The following is a 24508-nucleotide window of genomic DNA, read 5'->3' on the forward strand; positions in this document are numbered from 1 at the left end:
CGACACTCGTCATGAGTGCCGATCGTTCGTCGGCATGACCGCTTTTATTCGATTAGGGGCTTGTCGTTTTTTCTTTGTGCGAATTACCCGGTGTTTTGCGGGAGCCTTGTCGTCTCATTCCAGTTACATAGGGTCGCTGGGGGACGGCTTTTGTCAAAAAGGGAATTCAATGGGCAACCTGAACATTAGCGCACCCAAGGTTGGGGCGCGTATCGAGGAAAAACTTCGCGACTGGATCGAGAGTGCGGCGCCTGACGAGTTGTGGGCCTTGCTTGCGAATGGGACAACTGGCGTGCGGCTTGAACCGATTCCACGCAGCTCGGATGACGAGGAAGACGATGTCTACGTCGAGATATTTACAACAGCCGGTTGGGCGGATTGCCCAGACAACGTTGATCGCCAACGCGGTTTGACGGCATATCTTCCCGGTCCCTTCCTGATTCAAAATTGTGACATTACGGAAGACATGGATCGACTTCTCGCCAAATGGGGGCTTGTTTTGCCCGCAGTTGAAGAAGATGAGAATGAAATCGATCGTCTCCATAGTTTCCGTGATTGGTTCGTCGAGACGCCTAAGGCCCAAACGGAAGCGAGGAGATCGTTGCAAGTGTGCATCAAAGAGGTCACGTACGCCTTCGAACTGATCGGGGAAAGCTGGATTGAAGAACGTGAACGGGCGGCGACTGACGCCCCGAATAACGAATAAGGCCGCACGGCTTTTGAAATGCACGGGGAGTAGAGCTTTGACGCTGGATCTGATCCTCACCTGAAAGCTCTGCTTTCCGTCGTCAGCTGGACCGAAAGCGACGGCAATCCTTTCGCAATAGCCCAGACCTTACCGTCCGCACGTTCGGCCCTTCGCCTCGGTCTCGGTCTCATCGGCCCAGCCTACGACTACTGCGGCCTCTGCTGACTTCTCGCTCCAGGTCACTCTGTCGCCCGTGCTGGCATGAGGGAAATCGCCCCTGGTAAGGGTCACACTCCTTCTTTGCACAACCGCCAGAGAGTAAGAGCAGGCTACCAGCGATTCACCGCCCAGGGCGGCCAGCCCCAAAACAGAACTGCTTTAGGGCAGGCCAAACTGGACTGCGGCCATCATCTTGACAAGTTTGAAATTGACCTTCAGAACATCCATGGGGAGTTCGGGTTTTGCCAGGTCACGCAGTTTCAGCTCGTCCACCATACGGTTCAGGTGGCCATCGAACTTATTACCTTCACCCCAGAGGGACACATCAGCGCGATGGTCCAACTTGAGCAGCTTCAACTTGAGCAGATCGCGACCTGCAGGGCTATCAAGAAGCCAGTGGCGGTTCGGGACTTCAACTGCCACAGCTGGCTCAGGAACATAGTTCTGGCGGAAGTCTTCGGCGGTCAGTTCTTTATCAACACGAGTTGTCATATGTACCTCTCAATTTGAATTTGACACTTCCAGAATCTCACAAAAACTGCGCACGTCAACCCTCCAAAATGCAAAGGGCAAAAGAAAACCGCCTGGGGCTCATCACCCGAGGCGGCCATCAGTCAGTCCAGATTACTTGGCAGCTTTTGCAGCTTTGCGCTGCGCGGCCTTTGGATCCACCACAGCCTTGAACTTCGCGCCGGCCACAAATTTAGGCACCGTCGTCGCCGGGATCTTCACGGCTTCGCCCGTACGTGGATTCTTTCCGGTGCGCGCGGAGCGTTTCGTGGACTTGAACGTTCCAAATCCGACAAGCTGCACGGCATCCCCCTTCTTCACTGTCTTCTGGATAGTATCAATCAGCACATCCAGCACGCGACCTGTGGCTGCTTTGGAAAGGTCGGTTTCTGCGGCGATGGATTCGATTAGTTCGGCACGGTTCATAGTGGGAATTCTCGGTAATAAAAAAGGAGGCACGATTCTATAGCGCAGCAGGCATTCCGCATCCAGTGCGGTTGACACCTGGTCTGCGTAGGCCAGTCTCGGTCACGATTCACGTCTTTCGACACGCAAAAAAATGACCGGAATATCCGGCCACTTCTGCATTTGAACTCAGATTCACTCCTATTCAGAGTAGGCGATTGGCGCACCCGCAAAGTAGTCGGCGTCCAATCCAGTTATAGCTGCGAAGTCACCGCCAAACGGAATATCAGCAGGGGTACTCGTCCCTGAAACCGGTGCAGGTACGGGTGCCGCCGGCGCGGGAGCCTGATTCGATGGCGGTGCGCTCTCCGCTGAAGCATGGTCAACCATGGGCACCTTGCCGTTGAGCCTCATTTCCATTTGCAACCCAAGTCGCAGCAGGTAAACAATCTCGCGCGACCGACGCTTTGCACTAGCCAACCGCTTCAACAACTCCGGGGTGTCGCTATCGACAATAAAGCGAACGCGAACTTTATCGGGGCTTGCATCTGCCATGGCTCATGCGGTAGCAATAGTGCTGGCGTAACCCGCCAGCTTACGGCCCAGAGTCAGTTGGGTAGAAAAGTAGCCTACGTCCACGGCGCGAACGTCCACCACAGGGGTTTCAGGTTTCATAGAAGCTCTCCAGTTAAATGCGGCACAAGGTGTGTTGATAAAAATTCTAGGTGAGCAAGTTGCGTCGGTCGAATGATTTGGCCACACATGGGCTGTAAATGGCCATTTCTGACCAATGTGGTTTTGTCGTGCTTCGAATCACCTGCTTCAAGAACTCAAGTGGCCAGAAATGGGCTGTAGATGGACATTTCTGTCCACTGCATCACACCATGTTTGCACCACGCAAGTGAACTATTCATAGGCGCCACACGGGGCCAGAAACGGGTACTCGACGGGGTTCGGTATGGCGATTCTCATCCCCATAAGCCCCTGCCAAAGCCTTACACGTGGCGGAATATCCACATCGCATCTTGGAAACACATTCGAATAATTATTAAAGCCAGAGTGATGGGGAAAGCCGCGCCACCACTGTCGATTCTTTGAAACCCTACAACCCTGTAACCGTGACTGATAGAAGATTTGAATCTGTGGACAACTCCACCACCACCACGATTTATTCACAGGCCGCTTGCACCGCAAAAGGCATTCCAGTACACTCGCGCCTGTGTCGGCCTAGTGCCACTCGCAGTTCTTGTGGCTGCCTTAACAAGTCCAGATTCGCATACGTTGTCTGGCCCTTCAAAAGAAGGAACTCCAGGTACTTCAAGTACCACCGCCGTGTCGGCGCGCCGCAAGGCAAATACGCTCGCAAGAGCTGTCTTTTTTGAAATCTGGTTAGCGATTCGCTAGCCAGGTTGAAACTGAGACTTCAGCTTATGAGTCTTGAAACTCATTAGGCCACGAAACAAGTCACTGACTCTGTTGTCGCCGGAAGTGGTGCGCCTCATTTGAGGTGGGCCCGGTATCAAACTCTTTGTGCTGGCAACGCCAGCCTGCCTGTCTTGGCTCCTACTGGTGGGAGCGAAGCGGGAGCCGCGCAAGCGGTACGCGAATAAACACCTACGTTCCAGACGTCTGCTTTTCCACCGCTCGAAGGCACTGCCTTGTAAGAAGCCGCGAAAAGACAACCGATCCGCCTGTCCGTTTGAGGAGGGGAGCCCGCCGCAGGGCCTGCAAAGGGATTGGTCGTAAAACAGAAGTAGTGGGGTCTGCAAGTCAGAAGCGGACCAAGTAGGTGATAGACATCGGCGACGAGCCGTATGAAGCGTGGTCCTCTCAAAAGACTCTGGAGACATCCAGTAACCCCCTGCGCCCTCCCATCACGGGGCGCAGGTGACTCAGCAATGAGTTGCCCCCCTTCGCACGGACCGGGCAGGAGAGTTTGCTAACGTCCTGCGACCAAACCTGACATAGCCCGCCTGGGGCCGCAAAAAACAGGAAACCAATCACCAGCGTGATGGCACGAAAGACCGTGGGGGACAGGTGCGCCCTTGTGAGGCCAATGACGCCAGCACCGGAGAAACAGAGCAGCGAGATTGAAAAGCGCGATGCCTATGAGCACAGATGCACACCCTGCACCTGTACCCGGCTATGCGCCCTATGAATTGAAAACAGGAACGTGACATGCCTATGCCAGCGACCAAGACCGACGACACGACGCTATTCAAATACGTGGGCACAGGCATGTCACGGCCAGCACTGGACCAACAGACACCTACTTGATGGGCTCCGTGACTTCCATTTCAAACCAGTAAGTACATCCAAACCGAAAGCGTAGATATGACCAAACAAGACCAAACCGCTCTCCACGGCAGCAAAGAACTCAGCGCACGGGAAGTCAACCGCCTGATCTCGTCAGAACTCAGAAGCGCCAAGCGCATCGCCCAAGCCAAACGAGCAGGCTCCGGCACGGGCGTGAGTGTCCTGCAGCGCGTCCAGCAACGCTACAAAAGGAACCCCAAGGCGCAAATGGCCATGTTCTTCGGCGAATTCACCCTGCGCGCCGGAACCGGCAGAGCACGCCCCGTATCAGAACGCACCCGCACCGTCTACGCTGACGAGCTCATCCGCATGCTCGATGAACTCAGTGAACTTCGCGCAGGCGTGCAGGAAATAGGCGAAATCGGCAAAAGCCATGCCGTCAAACTCATCAAACACTGGGGCGCGCGCGGCCAGGCCGCCTCCACCATCCAGAACAAGATCAGCATCCTGCGCCGCTTCCTCACGTTCATCGGAAAAGACAGCGCCATCCCCAAGGGAGAGGACTTGAAGACCTGGCTCAACCGCCAGGGTGTCACCGCACCTATTACCCGCCAGAACATCCCCACCGAGAGCAAGGCATGGGATGAGAACCAGGTTGACCTGCACAAGGTGCTGGCCGAGCTGAGCAAGGAAAGCGCCATCACCGCCATCCAACTGGAGGTACAGGCGGCATTCGGCCTGCGCATGAAGGAATCCATCCAGCTCAATCCCCAGGCGGCAGACTGCGGCACCTTCCTGCGCGTCCTACACGGCACCAAAGGCGGCTTGCCACGCGACGTGGACTTTGACGAGGACCCTGCCATGCGCGAGTGGCAGAGAGATGTACTTGAACGGGCAAAACTCCACGCCCAGCAAAATCGCAAGGGAACCCTGTCCATCCAGGGCAAACGCCTGGATCAGAGCAAGGCCCACTTCTATTACCAGTGCCGCAAAATCGGCATCACCCGCGACCAGCTCGGCGTCACCGCCCATGGCCTGCGCCACCAGTACGCCGCCCGCCGCTATGCCCGACTGGCAGGCATGGCCGCGCCAGTGACCAGGAACGCCCCTCTGCACGTCACCGACGAGGTGCGCAGCGCCGATCTGGCCGCCCGGGAACAGGTCAGCCGTGAACTCGGCCACTTCCGCCCCGACATCACTCAGGCCTACACCGGCTCCCTGCCCATGATGGAAAAGGGCCGCAAACAGCGCATCCGTGACTGGGTCGAACGCACAGAGGAGAACCCTGAGTTCCAGGCTGTCATGAAAGACGCCGGCGTTGTCTCCGTCTGGATGGGGGGACGCTTTGCCATGGGTCTGCCAGTCGAAGCCAGCGAGAAATTCCGGCTCATCGTCCAGACAGCCAGCCGCCAGCCCCTGGATGGGGATGCCCGCTCCATGCTCAAACAGCGCCTCATGGGCATGTACGACCGTGCCATCGACCTCAGCGAGCACTTTGAAGCCGGCCAGCCCGATGACGCATTGGAACTCATGGTCCGCTGAGTCAGAACGGCACCACAGCCCCACACCCCGGATAACTCAGAGCCTCAGCCCACCCTCAGAAAGGAAAACACTATGTCAGCAAGCAGTACGCCCGACCTCCCTCAAGGCCAAAAGCCGCCACAACGACATGCGGGTTTTCGGCATCAGCCAGGCCGATGGGCAGGCCATGGCGGACGCTGGAAATCCGTTTCCCTATCCGTTGGGGCCAGAGTGCGCCAGGACATGCGACGCCCCCGCCGCAGTGGTACGGCCTACTACGCATTCATCATGGCTGGACGCCGCGAAGTCAACGGCCTGCCCTGGGTCGGCGAAGACCGCCTGATCCCGCTCAAGGCTATCGCGTGGCTGGAACTGACGGCGCGGAAAGAGCAGGGCGCCAAGGTGGACGCCAAGGACGTGCGCAAGCACCTCAACGATGTTCTGCGCCTTTCACAACTGCTGGCGCCCGCCACACGCATCCCGGTCGACAAAAAGATCGGTGCCGACATGACGCGGTTTCTTGTTGCAGTCGCTGCCGACACGTCCATCGACCCGAAAGCGCTGCAGCTTGGCAACGTCGCCGTCGTCGAGTTGGTGGCCCGCATCGCCCAGGCATATGAAATTGAACTGCCTGCAAGGCGGCGGGATGAGGGATGAGGAAGTCACCGGAGCGGGTCCATGGGCAGCCATGCCAATCCCTGACGGGAAGGCTCTCCTACTTGGGAGGCTTACGAAAACCTTCGCCTGGCAACGCAATCGGCGTATCAAACACCTGTATCGCGGCTAAGGAGATAGGACAAGGCAAGGCAATGAATTGCCAATGCATCACATAAGCGATACACTGCGGGCATGAAAACCGCAACTATCCCCCCAGTGCGAATTGATCCTTCGTTTCGTAAAGAAATTGAGCAATCCCTTGCAGGAGGCGAAAGCTTGGCATCATTGGTGGAAACTGCGGTTCGCAATGAGGTGACACGGCGTCGAGTTCATTCAGAATTCATGCGTCGTGGCATGGCTGCGATTCACAGCACCGTCTCCTCTGGTGATGGCGTGCCTGCAGAGGCCGTTATTGCCAAACTGGAGATGAAGTTGGCTGCAGCCAGGAAATCCAAGCGAGCATGACATATCAGGTTATCTTCAGCCGTGAGGCCGTTGAAGACCTGGAGAGATTGTTCGATCACGTATTAGCGCGTGAGTTGAACAGCCCAACTGGGGATCTGGATATTCCAGCTCGCGCAATAGAGACGATTCAGCAGGCATGCCTGCTATTGGCCCACAGTCCGTTCAGTTGCCGAAAGGTTGGGGAAAGCGTATTCGTGCGTGAACTCATAATTTCGTTCGGCGGCTCCGGCTATGTTGCCTTATTCGAAATCCTTGACTCTCAACGAGTCATCATCGGTGCTATCAGGCATCAACATGAAAGCGATTACCACTGAGCAAACTCAGCGCAGCAATCTTTATCAAACCTCAAGGCCTAGTTCATCTTTTGGATGGCGGGGCCTTTTTCGTTGGCGCTGAACATGGCATCCAAATTCGAAAAGTAGTGGCCGGGCGGGTTTTCCTTTGGTAGCCAACATCTCGTTCAAGCCTTTTCAGTCAAAGCGCTCAGCATAGACGAGCAAGCTGTTTGACCGCCAATGCGACAGAACCGTCTGCCCTGGCCAGTGATGCCAACCTGCATCACTCAAACAACCATTGGATGCAGCAATATATTTATTTTTTGCTCTTTTAAGTCATAATGAGACTATATTTTAGACAACTAAGGTGAATGCAATGCTGGTCGAGTTCCGCGTCAAGAACTTCCGCAGCCTGCGCGACGAGCAGGTGCTTAGTCTTGTTGCGTCCAAGGACAAGACCCTGCAGGACACCCACACCCAAGCGACCGGCATCAGTGCCGCACCCACCCTGGTGCGCAGTGCTGTGGTCTACGGTGCCAACGCGAGCGGCAAGTCCAATCTCATCAAAGCCCTGCAATACATGCGCGGCGTAGTGACCGAGTCCGCGACGGCGATCCAGCCCGGTCAGGCCTTTGCAGTTCAGCCCTTCCGACTCGATGTCGATTCCGCCAGTCAGCCCAGCGAGTTCGAGGTCACGTTCCTGCTCGATGGTGTGCGCTACCAATATGGATTTGCCATGACTGCGCAGCGCATCGTCAGCGAGCATTTGTTGGTTTACAAGGCGTTCAAGCCGCAGCGCTGGTTTACGCGCCATTTTGACACTGACACCGACAAGGATGTCTACGATTTCGGTCCCGGTCTGAAAGGCCCCAAGAACCTGTGGGAAGGCGCTACCCGACCGAACGCCCTCTTCTTGTCGATGGCCGTACAACTCAATAGCGAAGCCTTGCGCCCGGTGTTCGACTGGTTCGTGAATCGGCTGGTCATCTTCAACGAGCAAGCCCAACTCAGTCCGCAGGTGTCTATCCAGATGCTCAAGCAGGTTGACGGCCGCAAGGAGATCTGCAACTTCCTCTCTGCCGCCGACATAAGCATCGCCGACATTGATGTGGAAACACGCAAAGTCCCTGGGCAGGCCGTTCATTTTGACTTGGTGGCCGGTAAAACCGAAGTGCGGTCGGAAGAAATGGAAGAACACAAGCTGCGCTTCCACCACGTCACCGAACAAGGCAAAGCCGTCTTTGATCTGATGGACGAGTCCAACGGCACGCGGAATCTGCTGTTTCTTGCAGGGCCAGTGCTAGACATCCTCAGCAAAGGGCTGACGCTGGTCATCGACGAACTCGATACCAGTTTGCACACTTTGCTGGTGCGGGAACTGGTGCGACTGTTCCACCGCCCGGAGATCAACACCGGCGGTGCGCAACTGATATTCACGACTCACGACACGTCACTGCTGGACGCACCAGATCTGTTCCGACGCGATCAAGTGTGGTTCGTAGAAAAAGACCGTGATCAGACCTCGGCATTGGTCAGCTTATCCGAATTCAGCCCGCGAAAGAACGAGGCACTGGAACGCGGCTACCTGATGGGACGGTACGGCGGCGTGCCTTTCCTCAACCACACCCTGGGGCTGAAACACTGATGGCTCGCGACAGCTCCCCCAAAGAGCGCCAACAGAAGCAGCTTGAGCGTAAGCAGGGACGGCGCGCGAGTTACGACCGTATCCTGATCGTTTCTGAAGGCAGCAAGACCGAGCCAAACTACTTTCGTGAGATCCGTGCAGCCTATCGCTTGCACACTGCCAACGTGGAAGTCCGGTCCAGCGAATTGGGCACTGCGCCTATTCAGGTGGTGCAGTACGCCCAAGCGTTGTTTGAAGATGGCGACCGCCACAAGAACATTCAGCGTCGCACATTCGAAAAGGTCTATGCCGTTTTTGATCGTGATGACCATGACAGCTATCACGATGCTCTGGCGCTGGCTGCTTCGCTTGATGGCAAGCTCAGGAACGATGCCAAGCAGCCGGTTGCTTTTCAGGCAATTGCTTCCGTGCCTAGTTTTGAGCTCTGGCTGTTGCTGCATTTTGAGGGCATTCATGCTCCTCTGCATCGTGATGAAGTGATGCGCCGCCTCAAGCTGCACATTCCGGGCTATGACAAAGGTGCGGGCAACACATTCGAGATCACCGGTGAGCATTTGTCCGTCGCCACCCAGCGTGCAGAAAGGTTGGCGGTGCGCTTCACAGCGCACACCGATCCCGAACCATTCACCGCCATTGTCGAATTGGTGAAGTTGCTGACAACACTTCGTGGCTGACATCGCAGCCGTGAGCGCCGCCGTTGCAGCGCGCATTGCTACGCGGTCTGTTGCATCTGCTGTGGTCGGAAGCGAACCTCACGCGCTGGCACCCGAACTGGGAAGGTAATCCACCCGTTTTCCACTGAGCTCAGAAGTAGAGGGTTTATGCAGCCATGTCCAGATGCTCCTTTGGGGTGAAACCGCCCAGGGCCATGTCCGGGCGGTCGTGATTGTAGGACCACATCCATTGCGTGGCGTGCTCCTGAACCTCTTCAATGCTGGCCCAGTAATACTGGGATACCGGACATGACTGGGGACGCGCGCGCTACGAACTTATCCAGGCCGCCAGTCGGCTACCGGAACGAATTCCGTCAGACCCTTCCATTGACAAACCCGCAATCCGTGTGAAGCTGGTTTCAACCCATTACCCATTTCATCGATTCCGGCAAGAACCCCATATGACCCGACCGCCTCCCTCTTCAAAGCAGCCATGGTGTCCGCGGTGATGCTGGCCTGCAGCCACAGCTTTGCGTTTGTCTTCACCTCATGGTGATGAAGACCGCCGGGCACGCCATCTACAGCGAAGGCGAGAAATTCAGTGAAAAACTTTCCAGCAAGCCATCCACGGTTGCAGCCGCTAGCAGCATCGAAGTGGCGTTTTCCCCCAATGAAGGCTCCGAAGCCCTGGTGGTGAAAGTCATCAACAGCGCACAGCGCGAGATTCGCGTTCTGAGCTACAGCTTCAGCCCCACGGCCAAAGTGAAGGGCCGCATCCAGTACGACGCTGATCTGGACATGCACCCTGGCGCCGGTATTTCCGGTCAAATCATCGGCCCCGAGACCAACCTGTAATCCCAGGGACTGCATGCAAAAAAACGAAGAGCAGTTCTGGGCAAACTTGCTGGTGGGCAGCAATCCGGGATGGTCGGTGAGGATGCCCGAAAGTTGGGGTGAGGGCGGTGCAGCCCTTGCACATCTATCGGCCAAAATCTACGCCTTCGACATCAGCACCGGCTGGAGTGGAACCTGTGCGCTCACCCCTGACGACTTGATTCGGGCGGCGGACATTCTGGAAGGGTCCCATATCAGGCGGAATGCGGCTGTCAGCTACGCTCATCGCGAACTGCTGCGTGCAGCTGATGGTAAGGCCACCGCCAGCGCGGATGCAACTCGTCGCGCCATGGTGCTGAACATGTATTACATTGCCCAGTCCCAAACACTGAAGGTGGTTCGTACGCGTTATGGCTCCGTGCGCGGGCACTGGCTGTGCTTGCTCTACCGCTTCAAGCAGGGACAGAGCATTATTCGACCTGCCTTTCGACGCAATGTTATCGGCCGCGAGTCCATGTCACGGGAAATGCTTGCCCGGTGGGCCAGCGAAGTGATGCACGAAGACCAGAACGCCCAGGACTCTGGGCTGCTGCGCCAGCTGCGCGCAGGCAATCCACTGCTGCTTAGAAATCACTCTTTGGTAGCCTTGCCAGAAAACTGGCGTTCGAAGTGAGTGCTTGGCCAATCAAGCACCGACCGACCAGCGGCGGCTCATCTTTGGACCCTGTGCCGCTTTGACCTATGGCACCGGTTTCGTGCGCATCTACTTCGGCCTGTACCGGCTGGTCACACTGTTATCCAGCGGCTCATCGCCCTTGAACGCCTGATTCACCGCATCGGCGATAGCCTCCCAGATGCCAGGTTGCGTCAGCACCGGCATTTCCTTGGCCAGCGCGTTGCTCAACCGGCCCTCGTTCTGCTCCATGGAACGCAGGAGCCGGTCAGCCTGGTGATCTGGCATCTCGACGACCTCCTTGATCGCTTCCCGCGCACGATGGTGGCCACTCAGGTATTTAGATTCCTCACGCATCTGCTCAGAGATGGTGCGCGCGATCACCCTGGACATATAGACGATGTGCGGGCTCATATCGGGATAGCGCCAGATCGGCCGAGCCATATCCGGGGCATTGAAAACGAAATTCGAGACAACTCCATCGGGGTATGGTGTGTGGACCTTGGCAAATTCCACTTGGTCACGGATGGACTGCATCAAGGGCTGGGACACCTGGTCGAGTACCTGGTCATAGGAGCGTCGTTCGCCGGCGTCGGCGGTGATGACGGCTGACACAGGCAAGATCACAGGCTCCGGAATGACGCCATCCCGGCGCAGGATGTCATTGATCAGAAATCGATGCACACGCCCATTGCCATCGGCCATCGGGTGGATGTAGACGAAGGCAAAGGCCGCCACAGCGCTGCGCAGGACAGAGGACTGCCCTTGGGTGCGGTCTAGGAAGACGCGCAGGCCTTCCAGCATGTCTCGCAGGTCTGAATCCGGCGGAGCGACATAGTGCACCACTTCTTGGTACCGGACTGTCTCTCCGACGAAGACAGGTGATTGCCGAATGCCGAGGCGAGTAAGTGTGGTCACCGGTCCAAGGATTTCACGCTGCAGCTCAGCCAGGGCGCCATCTGTCAGGGGCAATTCCCCCTGGCCAGTGCGGCGGGCCATGACATCCGCGAAGCGCTGGATCCTGGTTCCGCGGTCAGCCTCACCCTCGATGGTGAAGCTGGCCCTGCTCTCGCGCAGGGTCATCCATGCGGCCGCACGCAGCAGCAGTTCCTCGCCAAACTCATTCGTGAGCTCCTTGAACAGCGCCCGGACATCGAGCGCCGCGGCCGCGTTCAATGCATCCGTTTTCGCGACAGTTGGGCAAAAAAACCTAGAGCCCGGCAGGTTGTCGTTGATCCGCCACCGACTAACCTTGACGATCTTCTCTGGGGAGGCGGCCAACATCACGTCGCCGTCGATCGCGTCAACGTAGTTGCCTCCCAGTCGCTCGGGGACCTGCAGTTGCTCCCCTGTGAGCCACTCATAGAGAAAAGCGGCGCGTCGAGCGTACTGCCCGGTAGGCTCTGCGATGATCCAACCCTGTACTGGCGCCGGCCCAGTCTTCGGGAAAACGCGGGCGAGGAACTCCAGGTGCATCACCTCATGACGCAGGTGAAACTGCAGGTGCGACGCAGGGTCCGCCCCGGGACGCATAACCTCCGGATATGTTTCAACTCGGAATCCATCTGCGACCTGGCTCGCACGTCGGCTGCCAACCTGACTCAGGACAGGGAATCGGCCCATGGGCAGGGTATCGAACTCCCTGGCCAGCCAAGCGGCCCCTATCGGATCGGAGGGGAGTGTGTTGTCGAAGGATGTCATTGAGGTACCGACTCCGGTTTGCTCAAAAATGATTACCGGTGACGTTTGGTGAGGTGTAGTGAATTGCGGCTGTAAAAAAATGATTATTTATTGCCATTTTTGCTCAAAATCAATTTATTGTCCACTGGATGCGTATGACAATAAGCAGGGGGTGGTGGGATTCATTGAAAAAAGTCGCGGAGTTTGGACGGGAAACGCCCAGGACTCTGGGCTGCTGCGCCAGCTGCGCGCAGGCAAATCAGACCGTACAGGGGGTAGCGTGAAATATGCGGGCGGCGCTGAAAACCAAGCTACCGCGTTCACGCTTGGAGGAGGGCGGCTGACGGGGTCTTAGCCATCGGGGTCTGGTTGTCCAATCTTTTGATCGAACTTCGCATAAGAGCAGTGGACATTACGGACACTGGTTAGCCCGTCTTTGTTGAGAGTCAATGTGATGATCTTCGATTGGATAATGTCTTGAAAGTAGTACAAGACATTAAAAAATATGATTAATTCAATCACGTTTCTTGGGATTGATTAGAAATCGTGCTATTTTTAGCATATGGATAGAACACGACGACACTCTCTAATCAAGAAGCTCCAGACCAGTCTGCCGCGCGGGATGCCGTTCGATCTGGCCACTCTGGAGCGTATCGGTGTGTCTGCCCAACTCGCGGCCCACTACGCTGAAAGCGGCTGGCTGGACCGGTTGGGCCAGGGCGTTTATGCGTTTGCCGGTGACACCCTGAGCGCGCATGGCGCGATCAAGCTCCTGCAAACCCGTGTCGTTGGCCTGCATGTGGCAGGCAGGAGCGCACTGACGCTTCAGGGCGTGCGCCACAACCTCGCGACGCGCGAGGCTTTGGTGCTGTGGGGTGACGTGCGCTTCGCGCTACCGGCGTGGTTCACCTCCCGATTTCCATTGCGTTACGTGTCGGCCAGGCTGTTCAACTGGCCGGACAGCACACTTGCCGACAACAGTCTGACCACGCCGCCCGGTGTAACGGATGGCTTGCGCGTATCGGTCCCGGAGCGCGCCGTCCTCGAACTGCTTTACGAGGTAGGCACGCATCAGGGATTGGAGGAGGCGCGTAACCTGTTCGATGGTCTACGCAACCTGCGCAAAGATGTTCTGGGCGAGCTGTTGCAGTCCTGTACCAGCGTCAAAACCGTCCGCCTGTTCCAGACCTGGGCACGCGAAACTAGCGTTGTCGATGTGCAAGCCCTGCAACAGCAGTACACGCTGCCCGTCGGCAGCGACAAACGATGGATCACCCGCATGAAAGACGGCAACCTGTTGAGTCTCAAACCTCATGGATAAAGCCTACGCCGATACGGTCCGCCTGCTGCTGACAGCAGCACCCGATGTGTTCGCTAACGACATCTTCGCCATGAAGGGCGGTACCGCCATCAACCTGTTCGTGCAGGACATGCCTCGGCTTTCGGTCGATATCGATGTGGTCTACACGCCTTGGCAAACTCCGCGCGAGCAGGCCTTGAAAGCCATCAGCGACGAACTCGACGCCATTGCCGACCGGCTGGGCCGATTGGGTCTCGCCACACGCAAGGTCAACTCCAGGGATCTCGGCGACACCAAGCTGCTGATCGAGAGCGCCGAATCCCAGGTAAAAGTCGAAATCAACGTGGTTTTTCGTGGCACGGTGCTTCCGGTCGAGCGCCATCCTTTGAGCCGAAGACAGCCGGCCTATTCAGCGTGGCGCTGGAACTGCCAGTCCTGGCACCTGCGGAGCTGTATGGGAGCAAACTGGTCGCGGCCATGGACCGCCAGCATCCGCGCGACTTTTTCGGCGTGTTGAAGATGTTCGAGTCTGGCGGCTTGTCGGACGCGGCTGTGGAATGCTTTGTGACCTACTTGGCTGGGCATAACCGGCCCACCCACGAAGTGCTGTTCGGCAATGAAAAAGACATCGCCCATGAATACCACCAGAATTTCGTCGGCATGACCGCCGAGCCCGTCAGTCTTGACGTCCTGCTGGAAACCCGTACCAGGCTGCGCGAGGAACTTCCGCGACGGCTGACGGGACAGCACAAGCAGTTCCTGATTGGTCTGGCCCGTGCACAGCCTGACTGCACTTTGCTCCAATGTCCGCATGTCTCCGAGTTACCGGCATTGCGCTGGAAAGTGGGCAACTTGCAGACCTTCAGCCAGCGTCGGCCAGCGGACTTTGAAAAGCAGTCAGCTGCTCTGGAGGCCCTGTTGGCGTGACGCCGTGTGTAGTCGAAGCGAAGACCATGGCAGGCTGATCGAGGTTCCCCTTTGACGGCCGCATTTCCCCGGTGCACCGCATCCAGTACCGGTTGATTCGAACCGGCCGGAAGCGCTGGTGTTCATCGGTTCTTAGGTCTTTGAGTTTGCACTCACCCAACCCGCTGGTTGCGCATAACCCCGCTCGAGGTCACTTCTGATTTACAAGGTTTAGGGAGTGTCTATAATCACAATAACTTGCGATTTATCTTGGTTAAGTCACAGCATATGAGAGTTTCTTCTTCCACCAGTCGACTTCCGTTTGAAGCGGAGGATGTGTTGCGCGCGCTCGCCGGCCGCGTTCGTGTAGCCCGGAAAGCGCGCGGCCTGACTCAGCCTGATTTGGCGGCAAAGGCCGGAATCAGCACCAACACCCTGTTGGCTATGGAGAAAGGCACTTCCAGTGTCCAGCTCGGGTACTGGCTCCAAGTTTTGTGGGCCCTTGACCTCTTGAGCGGCTTTGCGGAACAGGTTGGCCTCCTCGGACGAGAAGCCGGGGACGTCGCACTGCTGGAGGCCCAACTTCCCCACCGCGTCCGCGGCGCAGGCACGCGATGAGCGCCACAGAAAAGCCGGTTTGGGTGTGGCTACCCGGCCAGGCGCAACCAGTGCATTGCGGCACATTCTCCCTGCAGGGAGGCGTGGGGACTTTTCACTACGACGCATCCTACCGGGCACGTGAAGACGCGCTGTCACTTGACCCATTCAGCTTGCCGTTCACCCGGCGCGTTCGCGGCGCCAAGGAGACCCGTCAAGGGGGTCTATTTGGCGTTATCCGCGACGCGAGCCCTGAGGGCTTCGGCCTGGCGCTGCTTGAGCAGTTGCGTGGCACCACCTTGGCCGACCCCATGCTCCGCCTGGAGCTTTCGGAAGGCGACTCCGTGGGGGCTATTGAGGTGTGCGATGACATTGAGTCCAAGCTGGCGTTTAGCGCGCCTACTTCAGAGCAGTTGCTGGCCGCCATCGCGAAACTGCCGCCCGAGCGCGCCAGCAGCCAGGCTGCGCGGGAGGTGAAGGGGATGCACGGCACCAGCCTGGGCGGGGAGCGCCCCAAACTAACGGTGTTGCACAAAGGGCAACTGTGGATTGCCAAGCTCCAGGACCGCGGCGACCCGCCCCATGCCCCGCTGCGAGAATTCGTTGCAATGCGTCTGGCCGCCCAATGCGGCATCACGGCCGCCGAGGTGGAGTTTGTGCAGCAAGGTGAGCGCGAAATTCTGCTCGTCAGGCGCTTTGACCGGCACAGGGACGCGATGGGCAACGTGTTCCGCAGTCTCTACGCTAGCGCGCATACCGTCCTGCGCCTGGACACTCAGACACGCGGCGAGCGGCAGCGCTCCTACGTGGGTTTTTCGCACGAAATCCAGCGCTGGTGCGGCCTGGGGGACGTGGATACCCGAGAAATGCAACGCGAGCTGTGGCGGCGCATGGCCTTCAATGCTCTCTGCGGAAACGGTGACGACCACCCCCGCAACCACGGCCTGGTTTACCGGGACGGGCGCTGGGGCCTGGCTGACGCCTTTGACATCGCCCCCTACATCACGTTTTCAGGAACACTTGCGATGGCCATTACCCGCGAGGGGGACTCCGCCGCGACCACCGTGAACCTGCTGAAGAACTGCGACAACTTCGGCTACGAGAAAGCCGAGGCCCTTCATTACCTCGAGCAGACCATGCAAAAAATTTCCACCGGGTGGGGCAATGAGCTGGCCGGGTGCGGACACGCACGCGACCTCCTGCCGACTCCATCCTTCGTATGGCTCGAGGACTAGGAGGCTAGTCCTCGATCTATACGAAGCGAAGGATATCTGACTGGCCGTTATGGCGCGGTGCCGTTCTTCAAGAAATTCCCAAACTTCCTGCAGCGCATGCCGGCCAAGGCGTCCCGCCCCAGCCCTAAGTCTGGCCCTTCGACTGCGGCCTGAGCCCGTACGGAACGCGGGCTCGGCATGGGTAAGGACAACCAACCGAAGCATCGGCAAGCGGCTCGCAACCTTAGACGTCGCGCCGCAGTCCGCCAGCCGTACGAGCGGATCCTTATCGTCTGTGAAGGGGAGAAGACAGAGCCGCAATACCTGAACGATATTCGGGACGAGCTACGTCTCTCGACAGCCAACGTACAGGTGTGCCAGGGCGCGAGCGGCACCGAGCCCTCTCAGATTGTTGAATACGCTGAGGACCTCTTCCTAAATGGCGATCTTGCCCGCGGCATCGAGGCGTGCGCCTTCGATCGCGTAGTGGATGTGCTTCGGTATGGTCACGCTGGGCGTTGCGATGAGCGTCTGTGTGGGGCCCCACTTACGTCGTTGGTGACGTATCGATGGTGTAAAAATTCATATAACTTGTTGATTTTATTGAATTGGCCGTACAAAATACAAAAATAATATTTATACGGCCAATGGACTATCTACCGCTTTCAGACAACGCAGCCCGACAAGTCATCGACGCCTCCACCATCTTCGAGGAGTGGCGCCGCGTTGAGAGGGCGGCGCGGGCCTACGTCGGCGGCATGTACTGGAAGCGGCAGGGGGAATATGAGTACCTCGTCAAAACCCTGCCCGACAACCGTCAAAAGCGCATCGACCCACGCTCCGCCAAGACGGAGGCGATTTTCAAGGATTTCACCGAGCGCAAGACCGAGATAGAGGCGCGACTGAAGTCACTGCAAGGCGCCCTGAAGGAGGCCGAGCGATTGAACAAGGCGCTGAAGGCGGGTCGTGTGCCGTCCAAAGTCGTTGCCGTATTGCAGGCTCTTGAGGGTGCGGGTCTGGGTGAACATCTCAGGGTGGTTGGTACCCACGCTCTGTACGCCTATGAGACGGCTGCTGGCGTTCGCATCGTGCAGGGAGCGCTGGCAACGCAGGATGTCGACCTGCTTTGGGATGCCGGGCGGCGCGTGAGCTTTGTCACCACCATGGACAAGCTCGACAAGTCGATGCTCGAGGTGCTGCAAAAGGCCGAACCGAGCTTTCGGCGCAAAGAGGGGCAGACCGAAACAGCGATTGATGATAAGGGGTTCGAGGTGGACTTCCTGCGCCGCCAGGTCGCAGAGGGTGACCCCCACCCGTTTCGTTTCACGGACGACGAGGAGGACTTGTGGCCCGTGCAAGCCGAGCGCGCTGCGGTGCTGACAAGTACGCCCCTGTTTGAGCATCTGGTCATCTCCGCGACGGGGCGCATGGCGCTTATGCGAACCATTGACCCCGCTGTGTTCGTGAGCTTCAAACGCTGGATGGCTGACAACGCGCAGAAAAGGCCAGAGCTAAAGCGGCGACGCGATGTGCGCCAGGCCGATATCGTGGAAGCGCTCTTGAAGGAGGGTCTGCTGCAGACGCAAGTCCCGACCACTGCCCCGGCGCCAGAGCCGGAGCAGGTGCCCAACGAGTCGGGTACAAGTCCAGCGCCATGAGGCTTAGTGGCGTGCTGGTGTGCACCGCAGGTGGACACCCTTCAAGGCAAAGGCGATGGAGAGGTCAGGCGGGCGGCCGCTGGTTGTCATTGTCTGGCTGTCGCTGGATTTGGGCCGCCACATTCCATGGCAACAATTGAGCCACCCGGTTGACCGGATGCTCACCGATGCGCTGCAACACATGGCGCAAGTACGCCTCGGGGTCGAGTCCATGCCGACGTGCCCTCGAATGAAAAGTGTTGAGGTTTTAATTTATCGTTTCAATAATCGTTTCCAATTACAATGACTATTGGCGAAATTATCATTCACAAAAATTTTCGTTTAATCTACTTGTAAATCGTTTCATGACGACTTCCGAGGACCTGCTCCGAACACTACGAACTTGGCACAAGCTGCCCGCCAAGCAACTGCTTGAGCGGCTTGGCATCAGTCGCGCGACGCTCATGCGCGCAGTTCGTGAGCTTGGCTCGCAGGTAGTTGCTCGCGGGCGGGCGCGCAGGACAGCATACGCTGCCCGCCGTGCGCTGCGCGGCAGTTTGCAGGCGCTGCCGCTCTACCGCATTGACCAGGATGGCCAGGCCCACGAAGTTGCGATGCTGTATCCGGTCTATCCGGCAGGGTGTGCGCTTGACTTTCTTGAGTCGCTTGACTGGCCGTTGGATGAAGACATGCGGGACGGCTGGTTTGAAGGCCTGCCTTACTTTCTGGACGATATGCGCCCACAAGGATTCTTGGGGCGGCACTTTGCTCGACGTCACGCCGACTTGCTCCAAGTCAGCGCGGACCCCAAGGTTTGGTCGGAGGACGACACGCTGCATGCGCTGACGTTGTTAGGCAGTGACACGCCAGGCAACTACGTCCTGGGAGAGCCGGCATTGCGCCAGTGGCTGGCCCATTCTCAACAGAACGCACTTCCCCTGGAATCGAGCCAAGTTGTGCCTGCCTACCTGCTCAAGGCCGAAGAGGCTATGACTCACGGGACTGCGGGCTCCTCGGCAGGAGGAGAGTTCCCGAAGTTCACCGCGTTTCGCGAGGTGGCGGGCAAGCCGATCCACGTCATCGTCAAGTTTTCGGGCTCCGATGAGGCGCCCGGAACTGTGCGCTGGTCTGACCTGCTGGTCTGCGAACACTTGGCCCTGTGCGCCGTCGCCGAGCACCTGGGTCTTGAGGCCGCGGTCAGCCGCATCCATCAGGCGGGCGGGCGAACTTTCCTGGAGGTGGAGCGGTTTGACCGCCATGGCAGGCTCGGGCGCTCGCCCGTCTGCTCTTGGTCAGCCTTGAACGCAGCTCTGTTTGGGTTTGCCGGCAAGCCTTGGCCGGAGGGCGGCGCCGCCCTGCTCAGGCAAGGGCTCATCGACACCGAATGCCTGGTCGCCCTGCAACGACTTTGGTTGTTCGGGCAGCTCATTGCCAACACAGACATGCACGACGGCAACCTGTCGTTCAGGCCCGGGCTTCAACCGGCCCCGGTATATGACATGCTGCCCATGGGGTACGCCCCGGTGCGCGGCGTGGAGCTGCCGGTAAAGGAGTTTGTGCCCCCTCTGCCCCTGCCCGCCGAGAAAGACGCCTGGCTGACGGCTGCCCATGCGGCGGAGCACTTCTGGACAGCAGCAAGCGGCGACGCGCGAATCAGCAAGAACTTCAGAGCAATTTGTAGCCAAAACGCGAGCAAGGTTCGCAAGGCCTTGTACGGCTGAGTCCAGGTCGCAAGAATTACGCACGACCGATGGTGGCCGTGCGCGAATCCCCACCAATGATGGGAGAGGACCGCATGGAGAGCGTTGCCGGCGAGATGCTGTCCGGGGTTGGTGAGATGTAAAAACGCTTTCGCTGGTATCAGGACTGTTCCAAGGCCTGGGCAATGCACACTTCGCGGCCGCCGTCTTAGCGGCTAAGAGGTTCCGCGCCACTCGCCCTGTCACAGGCTATTGAGGATCGGTGAAGCCCGATGTGGACGGATGCCCAGATGCGTCCAGTTGGTTGAGCATGCGTGAAGTATTAGTCTGCCATCTCGCACATCGACTCGCTAGCATCACCGATGAGGCCGAACTCGCAACACCCTGCCAAGCAGCCATAAGGTGCTGCGCTCCTTCCTGGGAACTCAGGAGTTCCCCTTTGCCAGCCCTAGCGGCGAGACGATGATTGCAAGCATCAGCCATATCGAGGCTGCGGGCCTGTTGATTCTCACTGGTGATTGCATAGGTTTCTTTCCACAGCACTACGCGCAGCAGTGGATTGATACCGGGGCTTGCGCCAGCCGTGACGCGCCAGCATGCGCTACACACTGGACAGCGCCAGCGTCTTGCCAAGTTTGGCCTCAATGGCCGGTTTGATCTGGGGAATGACGACCACGCCGCCACTGGCGGCATCGGGCAATACTTCATCAAGAATTTGCCGCTCTCGTTCCAGCTTTGCATTGATCGTTTTCGAATAGCGCTGCGTATGCATTCATCACAGGCTTGGAGGACCAGATGTGTCACGGCGAATGAGTTGCACCGGCAGGATGTCATGGGTCGGAGGTGTCATGGCGCCGGTTCGGATACGGTCAACCATTCGCCGACAAGTGACGCGCGACATTTCCTTTGCTGATGCGTCGATTGTCGACAGGCTGATGAGCCTGGAACCCGACAGCGGGATATTGTCGAAGCCAACGATAGAAAGTTGAGAGGGAACCTGGATGTTCTTGGCGCGAGCAGCTTCCAGCACACCCAGGGCGATCCCGTCGCCTCCGGCCATGATGGCGGTGACTTGAGGTTGATTTGAGAGCATCTGGGTCGCGCACGAATAGCCAGCCTCGTAAGAAAAAGCGTTCCACATCACGGGTGAATCCTCTGGCGGGATGCCCTGTTCCCGTAGGTACGTGAGCGCCCCACGAGCGCGATCTCTGCTTGTTGAGGAAGCCTCCGGGCCCATTACCAAGCCAATGCGGCGATGGCCTAGTTCATAGAGGTGGCGCATGATTTCGGCTCCACCGTAGGCGTTGTCGGACTCGATCACGTCGATTGCCGCGTTGTCCACCGATCTGACTGTGAGTACAACCGGCACGCCCAGACGCTGCAACTCTTGGACCATGAACGAGGTCGGCGTCACCGACAGCAGGATCATCCCGTCGAGGTAGCCGTCAATGATAGGTCTGAACGTCGACAGGTGTGCCATGTCTTTCGTCGAGTTCATTGGATCCATGATCACCATGACGTGGTAGCCAAGATCCATCAGGTCATGATGGATGTTCTCGAGCAGCATGGTCAGGAATCGGTTATGCAACTCAGTCACGCTCAGCAGGACGCCGATGGTTCGCGTTTCCGAGTTGCGCTTTTTGTTGCCAGGGCGTTTGGCTTCATACCCCATCAACACTGCGGCACTTTGTACCTTTTCGCGGGTGGACTCGCTGATAGCGGGATGGCCAACCAGCGCTCGTGACACGCTCGCAACCGATAGACCAAGGACGCTTGCGATGTCCTGAAGGCGAACATTATCTGGGCCGGGGGAAAGGCCCCCGGATAGGAAGCCGATGCGCGGGCGGCGAAAGCAAGCGACGGCAAACTTTCGAGGTCAAAGTCGCTTTGAAGATGGCCGGTTTTGTCATGGTCGAGGCGGAAACGGAGAATGCGACGATGCTCGCGTTCCTTGACCACGGGCGGATCGTGAATGAAAATCGACCGATCCAGGCCGCGAAAATCGGTGGTTCTGTCGCGATAAGGGTATCCGACAATCCGGGCCATGCTTGATTTCCGCAAAAGTTCAATCAACAGCGCCCTGCGCAAGGTCCTCAAACGGTTTCACTATCCCCTGGAAGTGATGCTGACGTGCGTGCGCTGGTATGTGGCCTATCCGTTGAGCCTGCGCCACATAGAGGAGATGATGCAAGAGCGCGGTGTTTTCGTTGACCACGCCACGGTACATCGCTGGACGATCAAGATGTTGCCGGTACTGGCCGCTGTTTTCCGCCGACGCAAGAAGCCTGTGGGAACAAGCTGGCGAATGGATGAGACCTACATCAAGGTGTCCGGCCAGTGGAAATACCTTTACCGCGCTGTTGATCGCGCGGGTGACACAGTCGATTTTTTGCTCACCGCCAAGCGCGACTTGTCAGCCGCCCGTCGCGCTCTGGAGCGCGCCATCAATCTGCACGACTTGCCAGAGAAGATCACCATCGACAAAAGCGGCGCCAACACGGCAGCCATTGAAAGCGTCAAAGCTGACGCCTGCGTCAATATCCAACTACGCCAATGCAAATACTTGAACAACATCGTTGAGCAGGACCACCGGGCCATCAAACGCATTACGCGCCCGATGCTGGGCTTCAAGTCATTCTGGAGTGCTCGAATCATCATCGCTGGCATTGAGACGATGCACATGATCCGCAAAGGGCAGCTTGACTGCCCAGTTGGCCAAGCCATGTCTCCAGCCGATCAGTTTTACACCCTGGCGATCTGATCGCCACCCATCAGTTCACCTTTTCTCGGCCATTCATACTTATCGCGACAGAACCGATGAGCGCGCCACGCGGTGGCAAAATGCTGGCTGCCTTCGCTGCCGCGTTACATGCCGCCTTGCTCAGCGGTGCGATGAACCGCGTGTTCGACATGACGCTGCAGTATTGCAACGACCGCGTCCAGTTTGGAAAATCACTCGGTAAATTTCAGGCCGTGCAACACCAGTTGAGCGTGATGGCCGAACACACGGTTGCCGCATCGATCGCGGCCGAAGCCGCCTTTCTGGGCACCGACAAAACGCCTGCCCTGCTGGCCAGCGCCATGGCCAAGTCACGCACCAGCGAAGCGGCCGTGCTGGTCGCAGCGACCGCCCACGCTTTACATGGTGCCATCGGGGTGACGGAAGAATACGATCTCCAACTGCTGACCCGTCGCCTGCACGAGTGGCGCATGGCGCACGGATCCGAGGCTTACTGGAACACGCTGGTCGGCCACCATGTGCTCGCCAGCGAGCTGTCGCTGTCGGATTTCGTCCGTACGATTTAAGCTTTATCCCCAGGAGACAAAATGAACTTCCAAAAAATCAAATCCCGGATGGCGCTGGTGCTGGCACTGGTCTCTTTGTGCAGCGCTGCCTTCCTGCTGCCCGCTGGTCAGGTCTGGGCGCAGGAGTTTCCATCCAAGCCCATCAAGTTCATCAAGTTCATCGTGCCCTTCCCACCCGGTAGCGGCACCGACACCTCGGCACGCTACTTCGGCAAAAAACTCGGCGAACTGACCGGTCAGCCCGTGGTGGTCGAAAACCGCCCGGGTGCCAACGGCTTTATCGCGGCAAAGGCCTTGCTCAGCGCGCCCGCCGACGGTTACATCGTCTTTGTCGGTAGCAATTCGTCGCTGGCCGTCAACGTGGCCTTGTTCAAGAAGCTGCCCTACGACCCGCAGACCGACATGGCGCCATTGACCATGATGATGCGCGCACCCACCGTGCTCGTGGTGCCGCCCAACTCCCCGTACAAAACCCTGGCTGATCTGATCGGCGCGGCCAAGGCCCAGCCCGGCAAGTTCAACTACGCGGCGGGCTCCGCAGGCTATCAGCTGATGTTGGAGGCATTGAACGATAGCGCGCACCTGGACATCCGCAACGTCCCCTTCAAGGGCGCCTCCGAAGCCTTGATCGCCATCGCCTCGGGAAGCGTGGACATGGCCGCTGCATCGCCGCGCGCCACCCCAAGTGGGACGAACGCCCGCTGCTGATCGTGGTCAAGAAGCCCGGCGCGGAGTTGACCCGCGACGAGCTGCTGGCCTTCTACGACGGCAAGATCGCCAAGTGGTGGACGCCCGATGATGTGGTCTTCGTCGACAGCATCCCGCTGGGCGCCACGGGCAAGATGCTCAAGCACCAGTTGCGCGACCGTTTCCAGGACCACCTGGTCAACAAGGGCAACAAGGATTAATGCCATGAACGCATGGAAGGCCCGAACGGCCGAACTCTCGCCCGGCATGCTGGTGCTGGAGACGCTGTTCCTGGCAATACTGTTCTATGGCCTGATGCAACTGGCCGGGATGCACGCCCATGGCTGAGTGGGTCACGGCCACGTCGTTGCATACTTGCACCCCCACGGCGCGGAGTTGGCGCTGTTCCTGATCGATGGTGAGGTGCGCGCCAATCTTCCAGCTGTCCACTCACTGAAGAACGCGTGGAAGTCCTCAATCCGGCGGCTAACACGATCACCACATGCCGGTTAAATGATTTATTATTAATTTATAATTATATGTTCAAAATCTGTCGAAATTGAGCCCAACCAATCCGTGCCGGGATTCAAAGCCTTCCGCGCTGTCCAGCCAGCATGGAGCAGCATTGAGCTGATGCCCATGAGCCGCAAAATTCGATAGAACCAATTCTTTCATCTAAC

Annotated in this window: 26 protein-coding genes and 5 pseudogenes; 23 read left to right on the top strand and 8 right to left on the bottom strand. The window is 58.1% G+C overall.

The window, feature by feature from the left end; translation table 11 throughout:
• Window positions 1–169: 169 nt before the first annotated feature.
• Entirely contained in the window at window positions 170–706 is a 537-nt protein-coding gene (locus tag BPRO_RS07705) for a hypothetical protein (RefSeq protein ID WP_041388540.1), read from the top strand.
• Between the two features lie 360 nt (window positions 707–1066).
• On the opposite strand, the gene BPRO_RS28470 is transcribed toward BPRO_RS07705, so the two are convergent.
• From BPRO_RS28470 to BPRO_RS07720, 3 genes are all read right to left on the bottom strand, one after another.
• Window positions 1067–1399, bottom strand: a complete 333-nt coding sequence (locus BPRO_RS28470; protein WP_011482493.1) for a hypothetical protein — start codon at window positions 1397–1399, stop codon at window positions 1067–1069.
• A 132-nt stretch (window positions 1400–1531) separates the two neighbouring features.
• The gene (locus BPRO_RS07715) at window positions 1532–1843 is read right to left on the bottom strand and encodes an HU family DNA-binding protein (RefSeq protein WP_011482494.1); all 312 of its coding nucleotides are present in this window, start codon (window positions 1841–1843) and stop codon (window positions 1532–1534) included.
• Window positions 1844–2023: 180 nt separating this feature from the next.
• Window positions 2024–2377: a hypothetical protein gene (locus tag BPRO_RS07720; protein WP_011482495.1), complete on the bottom strand. Its 354-nt coding sequence runs from the start codon at window positions 2375–2377 to the stop codon at window positions 2024–2026.
• A gap of 1779 nt (window positions 2378–4156) precedes the next feature.
• On the opposite strand from BPRO_RS07720, the gene BPRO_RS07725 reads away from it, so the two are divergent.
• The 7 genes from BPRO_RS07725 to BPRO_RS29495 all read left to right on the top strand — a co-directional run bounded on the left by BPRO_RS07725 (window position 4157) and on the right by BPRO_RS29495 (window position 9443).
• Window positions 4157–5620 (top strand): integrase domain-containing protein, encoded by a 1464-nt coding sequence (locus BPRO_RS07725; RefSeq protein WP_011482496.1) that lies wholly within the window; start codon window positions 4157–4159, stop codon window positions 5618–5620.
• A gap of 222 nt (window positions 5621–5842) precedes the next feature.
• The gene (locus BPRO_RS07730) at window positions 5843–6256 is read left to right on the top strand and encodes a hypothetical protein (RefSeq protein WP_041389398.1); all 414 of its coding nucleotides are present in this window, start codon (window positions 5843–5845) and stop codon (window positions 6254–6256) included.
• A 192-nt stretch (window positions 6257–6448) separates the two neighbouring features.
• Window positions 6449–6721, top strand: coding sequence for a YlcI/YnfO family protein (locus BPRO_RS28475; protein WP_011482498.1), 273 nt, complete (start codon window positions 6449–6451; stop codon window positions 6719–6721).
• Window positions 6718–7035, top strand: coding sequence for a type II toxin-antitoxin system RelE/ParE family toxin (locus tag BPRO_RS07735; RefSeq protein ID WP_041388545.1), 318 nt, complete (start codon window positions 6718–6720; stop codon window positions 7033–7035). Before BPRO_RS28475 ends, BPRO_RS07735 begins: the two co-directional genes overlap by 4 nt.
• Before the next feature lie 337 nt (window positions 7036–7372).
• Window positions 7373–8641 (top strand): AAA family ATPase, encoded by a 1269-nt coding sequence (locus tag BPRO_RS07740; protein ID WP_011482500.1) that lies wholly within the window; start codon window positions 7373–7375, stop codon window positions 8639–8641.
• The gene (locus BPRO_RS07745) at window positions 8641–9315 is read left to right on the top strand and encodes an RloB family protein (protein WP_011482501.1); all 675 of its coding nucleotides are present in this window, start codon (window positions 8641–8643) and stop codon (window positions 9313–9315) included. The genes BPRO_RS07740 and BPRO_RS07745 overlap by 1 nt, the downstream gene beginning before the upstream one ends.
• 50 nt (window positions 9316–9365) lie before the next feature.
• Complete coding sequence (locus BPRO_RS29495; RefSeq protein ID WP_232291545.1) at window positions 9366–9443, top strand: DUF1173 family protein; 78 nt, start codon at window positions 9366–9368, stop codon at window positions 9441–9443.
• Window positions 9444–9460: 17 nt separating this feature from the next.
• Here the strand turns inward: BPRO_RS29495 and BPRO_RS28480 are convergent.
• Window positions 9461–9577: pseudogene (locus BPRO_RS28480) on the bottom strand (integrase core domain-containing protein); the annotation flags it as partial.
• A gap of 266 nt (window positions 9578–9843) precedes the next feature.
• On the opposite strand from BPRO_RS28480, the gene BPRO_RS30085 reads away from it, so the two are divergent.
• Together BPRO_RS30085 and BPRO_RS07755 are read left to right on the top strand one after the other, a co-directional pair.
• The gene (locus BPRO_RS30085; RefSeq protein ID WP_011482502.1) at window positions 9844–10149 is read left to right on the top strand and encodes a hypothetical protein; all 306 of its coding nucleotides are present in this window, start codon (window positions 9844–9846) and stop codon (window positions 10147–10149) included.
• 13 nt (window positions 10150–10162) lie between these two features.
• Window positions 10163–10801: a hypothetical protein gene (locus tag BPRO_RS07755; protein WP_011482503.1), complete on the top strand. Its 639-nt coding sequence runs from the start codon at window positions 10163–10165 to the stop codon at window positions 10799–10801.
• A gap of 90 nt (window positions 10802–10891) precedes the next feature.
• Here BPRO_RS07755 and BPRO_RS07760 read toward each other — a convergent pair whose 3' ends face one another.
• Window positions 10892–12502, bottom strand: a complete 1611-nt coding sequence (locus BPRO_RS07760) for a Fic family protein (protein WP_011482504.1) — start codon at window positions 12500–12502, stop codon at window positions 10892–10894.
• Between the two features lie 541 nt (window positions 12503–13043).
• Here BPRO_RS07760 and BPRO_RS07765 point away from each other — a divergent pair.
• The 6 genes and pseudogenes from BPRO_RS07765 (at window position 13044) to BPRO_RS07790 (ending at window position 18156) form a co-directional block, all read left to right on the top strand.
• On the top strand, window positions 13044–13802 hold the full coding sequence (locus tag BPRO_RS07765; protein ID WP_011482506.1) for a type IV toxin-antitoxin system AbiEi family antitoxin: 759 nt from the start codon (window positions 13044–13046) through the stop codon (window positions 13800–13802).
• Window positions 13795–14708 (top strand): annotated as a pseudogene (locus tag BPRO_RS07770) (nucleotidyl transferase AbiEii/AbiGii toxin family protein). The gene BPRO_RS07765 and the pseudogene BPRO_RS07770 overlap by 8 nt, the downstream one beginning before the upstream one ends.
• A 267-nt stretch (window positions 14709–14975) precedes the next feature.
• A complete protein-coding gene (locus tag BPRO_RS30880) occupies window positions 14976–15305 on the top strand; it encodes a helix-turn-helix domain-containing protein (protein ID WP_081430496.1) in 330 nt (109 codons plus the stop codon).
• Complete coding sequence (locus tag BPRO_RS07780) at window positions 15302–16519, top strand: type II toxin-antitoxin system HipA family toxin (RefSeq protein ID WP_011482508.1); 1218 nt, start codon at window positions 15302–15304, stop codon at window positions 16517–16519. Before BPRO_RS30880 ends, BPRO_RS07780 begins: the two co-directional genes overlap by 4 nt.
• 177 nt (window positions 16520–16696) lie before the next feature.
• Window positions 16697–17131 (top strand): RloB family protein, encoded by a 435-nt coding sequence (locus tag BPRO_RS30885; RefSeq protein WP_011482509.1) that lies wholly within the window; start codon window positions 16697–16699, stop codon window positions 17129–17131.
• 14 nt (window positions 17132–17145) lie between these two features.
• The gene (locus tag BPRO_RS07790; protein ID WP_011482510.1) at window positions 17146–18156 is read left to right on the top strand and encodes a GSU2403 family nucleotidyltransferase fold protein; all 1011 of its coding nucleotides are present in this window, start codon (window positions 17146–17148) and stop codon (window positions 18154–18156) included.
• A gap of 64 nt (window positions 18157–18220) precedes the next feature.
• Here the strand turns inward: BPRO_RS07790 and BPRO_RS28485 are convergent.
• Window positions 18221–18376: pseudogene (locus tag BPRO_RS28485) on the bottom strand (transposase domain-containing protein); the annotation flags it as partial.
• Window positions 18377–18500: 124 nt separating this feature from the next.
• Here BPRO_RS28485 and yjjJ point away from each other — a divergent pair.
• Complete coding sequence (yjjJ, locus tag BPRO_RS07800) at window positions 18501–19856, top strand: type II toxin-antitoxin system HipA family toxin YjjJ (RefSeq protein ID WP_011482512.1); 1356 nt, start codon at window positions 18501–18503, stop codon at window positions 19854–19856.
• A 580-nt stretch (window positions 19857–20436) separates the two neighbouring features.
• Here the strand turns inward: yjjJ and BPRO_RS29505 are convergent.
• Both BPRO_RS29505 and BPRO_RS07805 read right to left on the bottom strand, forming a co-directional pair.
• Window positions 20437–20607: a hypothetical protein gene (locus tag BPRO_RS29505; protein WP_157045753.1), complete on the bottom strand. Its 171-nt coding sequence runs from the start codon at window positions 20605–20607 to the stop codon at window positions 20437–20439.
• A 3-nt stretch (window positions 20608–20610) separates the two neighbouring features.
• Window positions 20611–21582 carry a LacI family DNA-binding transcriptional regulator gene (locus BPRO_RS07805; RefSeq protein WP_232291513.1) on the bottom strand — a complete coding sequence of 324 codons (972 nt, stop codon included), beginning with the start codon at window positions 21580–21582 and terminating at the stop codon, window positions 20611–20613.
• Here BPRO_RS07805 and BPRO_RS29510 point away from each other — a divergent pair.
• The 6 genes and pseudogenes from BPRO_RS29510 (at window position 21576) to BPRO_RS30710 (ending at window position 24176) form a co-directional block, all read left to right on the top strand.
• Window positions 21576–21887, top strand: a complete 312-nt coding sequence (locus BPRO_RS29510) for a hypothetical protein (RefSeq protein ID WP_157045754.1) — start codon at window positions 21576–21578, stop codon at window positions 21885–21887. The two genes, BPRO_RS07805 and BPRO_RS29510, sit on opposite strands and share 7 nt — an antisense overlap.
• Window positions 21880–22596 carry an IS6 family transposase gene (locus tag BPRO_RS07810; protein WP_011482513.1) on the top strand — a complete coding sequence of 239 codons (717 nt, stop codon included), beginning with the start codon at window positions 21880–21882 and terminating at the stop codon, window positions 22594–22596. Before BPRO_RS29510 ends, BPRO_RS07810 begins: the two co-directional genes overlap by 8 nt.
• Window positions 22597–22679: 83 nt before the next feature.
• Window positions 22680–23141, top strand: a pseudogene (locus BPRO_RS07815) (acyl-CoA dehydrogenase family protein); the annotation flags it as partial.
• A gap of 48 nt (window positions 23142–23189) precedes the next feature.
• Entirely contained in the window at window positions 23190–23849 is a 660-nt protein-coding gene (locus BPRO_RS07820; RefSeq protein WP_369794705.1) for a Bug family tripartite tricarboxylate transporter substrate binding protein, read from the top strand.
• Window positions 23804–24049: pseudogene (locus BPRO_RS07825) on the top strand (long-chain fatty acid--CoA ligase); the annotation flags it as partial. The gene BPRO_RS07820 and the pseudogene BPRO_RS07825, both read left to right, overlap by 46 nt.
• A gap of 4 nt (window positions 24050–24053) precedes the next feature.
• Window positions 24054–24176: a hypothetical protein gene (locus tag BPRO_RS30710; RefSeq protein ID WP_255349055.1), complete on the top strand. Its 123-nt coding sequence runs from the start codon at window positions 24054–24056 to the stop codon at window positions 24174–24176.
• Window positions 24177–24508: the final 332 nt, after the last annotated feature.

Origin of the sequence: Polaromonas sp. JS666 (assembly GCF_000013865.1) — a bacterium.
Taxonomy (GTDB): Bacteria; Pseudomonadota; Gammaproteobacteria; order Burkholderiales; family Burkholderiaceae_C; genus Polaromonas.

Excerpts from the sequence above, each read along its gene's own strand:
- BPRO_RS07780 (WP_011482508.1), top strand. The coding sequence starts at position 15,302 with ATGAGCGCCACAGAAAAGCCGGTTTGGGTGTGGCTACCCGGCCAGGCG.
- BPRO_RS07705 (WP_041388540.1), top strand. The coding sequence starts at position 170 with ATGGGCAACCTGAACATTAGCGCACCCAAGGTTGGGGCGCGTATCGAG.
- BPRO_RS07765 (WP_011482506.1), top strand. The coding sequence starts at position 13,044 with ATGGATAGAACACGACGACACTCTCTAATCAAGAAGCTCCAGACCAGT.
- BPRO_RS07735 (WP_041388545.1), top strand. The coding sequence starts at position 6,718 with ATGACATATCAGGTTATCTTCAGCCGTGAGGCCGTTGAAGACCTGGAG.
- BPRO_RS07760 (WP_011482504.1), bottom strand. The coding sequence starts at position 12,502 with ATGACATCCTTCGACAACACACTCCCCTCCGATCCGATAGGGGCCGCT.
- BPRO_RS30710 (WP_255349055.1), top strand. The coding sequence starts at position 24,054 with ATGAACGCATGGAAGGCCCGAACGGCCGAACTCTCGCCCGGCATGCTG.
- BPRO_RS28475 (WP_011482498.1), top strand. The coding sequence starts at position 6,449 with ATGAAAACCGCAACTATCCCCCCAGTGCGAATTGATCCTTCGTTTCGT.
- BPRO_RS07820 (WP_369794705.1), top strand. The coding sequence starts at position 23,190 with ATGGCGCTGGTGCTGGCACTGGTCTCTTTGTGCAGCGCTGCCTTCCTG.
- BPRO_RS07725 (WP_011482496.1), top strand. The coding sequence starts at position 4,157 with ATGACCAAACAAGACCAAACCGCTCTCCACGGCAGCAAAGAACTCAGC.
- BPRO_RS28470 (WP_011482493.1), bottom strand. The coding sequence starts at position 1,399 with ATGACAACTCGTGTTGATAAAGAACTGACCGCCGAAGACTTCCGCCAG.
- BPRO_RS07720 (WP_011482495.1), bottom strand. The coding sequence starts at position 2,377 with ATGGCAGATGCAAGCCCCGATAAAGTTCGCGTTCGCTTTATTGTCGAT.
- BPRO_RS07715 (WP_011482494.1), bottom strand. The coding sequence starts at position 1,843 with ATGAACCGTGCCGAACTAATCGAATCCATCGCCGCAGAAACCGACCTT.
- BPRO_RS07740 (WP_011482500.1), top strand. The coding sequence starts at position 7,373 with ATGCTGGTCGAGTTCCGCGTCAAGAACTTCCGCAGCCTGCGCGACGAG.
- BPRO_RS07755 (WP_011482503.1), top strand. The coding sequence starts at position 10,163 with ATGCAAAAAAACGAAGAGCAGTTCTGGGCAAACTTGCTGGTGGGCAGC.
- BPRO_RS07790 (WP_011482510.1), top strand. The coding sequence starts at position 17,146 with ATGGACTATCTACCGCTTTCAGACAACGCAGCCCGACAAGTCATCGAC.
- BPRO_RS07730 (WP_041389398.1), top strand. The coding sequence starts at position 5,843 with ATGCGACGCCCCCGCCGCAGTGGTACGGCCTACTACGCATTCATCATG.
- BPRO_RS30085 (WP_011482502.1), top strand. The coding sequence starts at position 9,844 with ATGGTGATGAAGACCGCCGGGCACGCCATCTACAGCGAAGGCGAGAAA.
- BPRO_RS07810 (WP_011482513.1), top strand. The coding sequence starts at position 21,880 with ATGCTTGATTTCCGCAAAAGTTCAATCAACAGCGCCCTGCGCAAGGTC.
- BPRO_RS29505 (WP_157045753.1), bottom strand. The coding sequence starts at position 20,607 with ATGCATACGCAGCGCTATTCGAAAACGATCAATGCAAAGCTGGAACGA.
- BPRO_RS30880 (WP_081430496.1), top strand. The coding sequence starts at position 14,976 with ATGAGAGTTTCTTCTTCCACCAGTCGACTTCCGTTTGAAGCGGAGGAT.
- BPRO_RS30885 (WP_011482509.1), top strand. The coding sequence starts at position 16,697 with ATGGGTAAGGACAACCAACCGAAGCATCGGCAAGCGGCTCGCAACCTT.
- BPRO_RS07745 (WP_011482501.1), top strand. The coding sequence starts at position 8,641 with ATGGCTCGCGACAGCTCCCCCAAAGAGCGCCAACAGAAGCAGCTTGAG.
- yjjJ (WP_011482512.1), top strand. The coding sequence starts at position 18,501 with ATGACGACTTCCGAGGACCTGCTCCGAACACTACGAACTTGGCACAAG.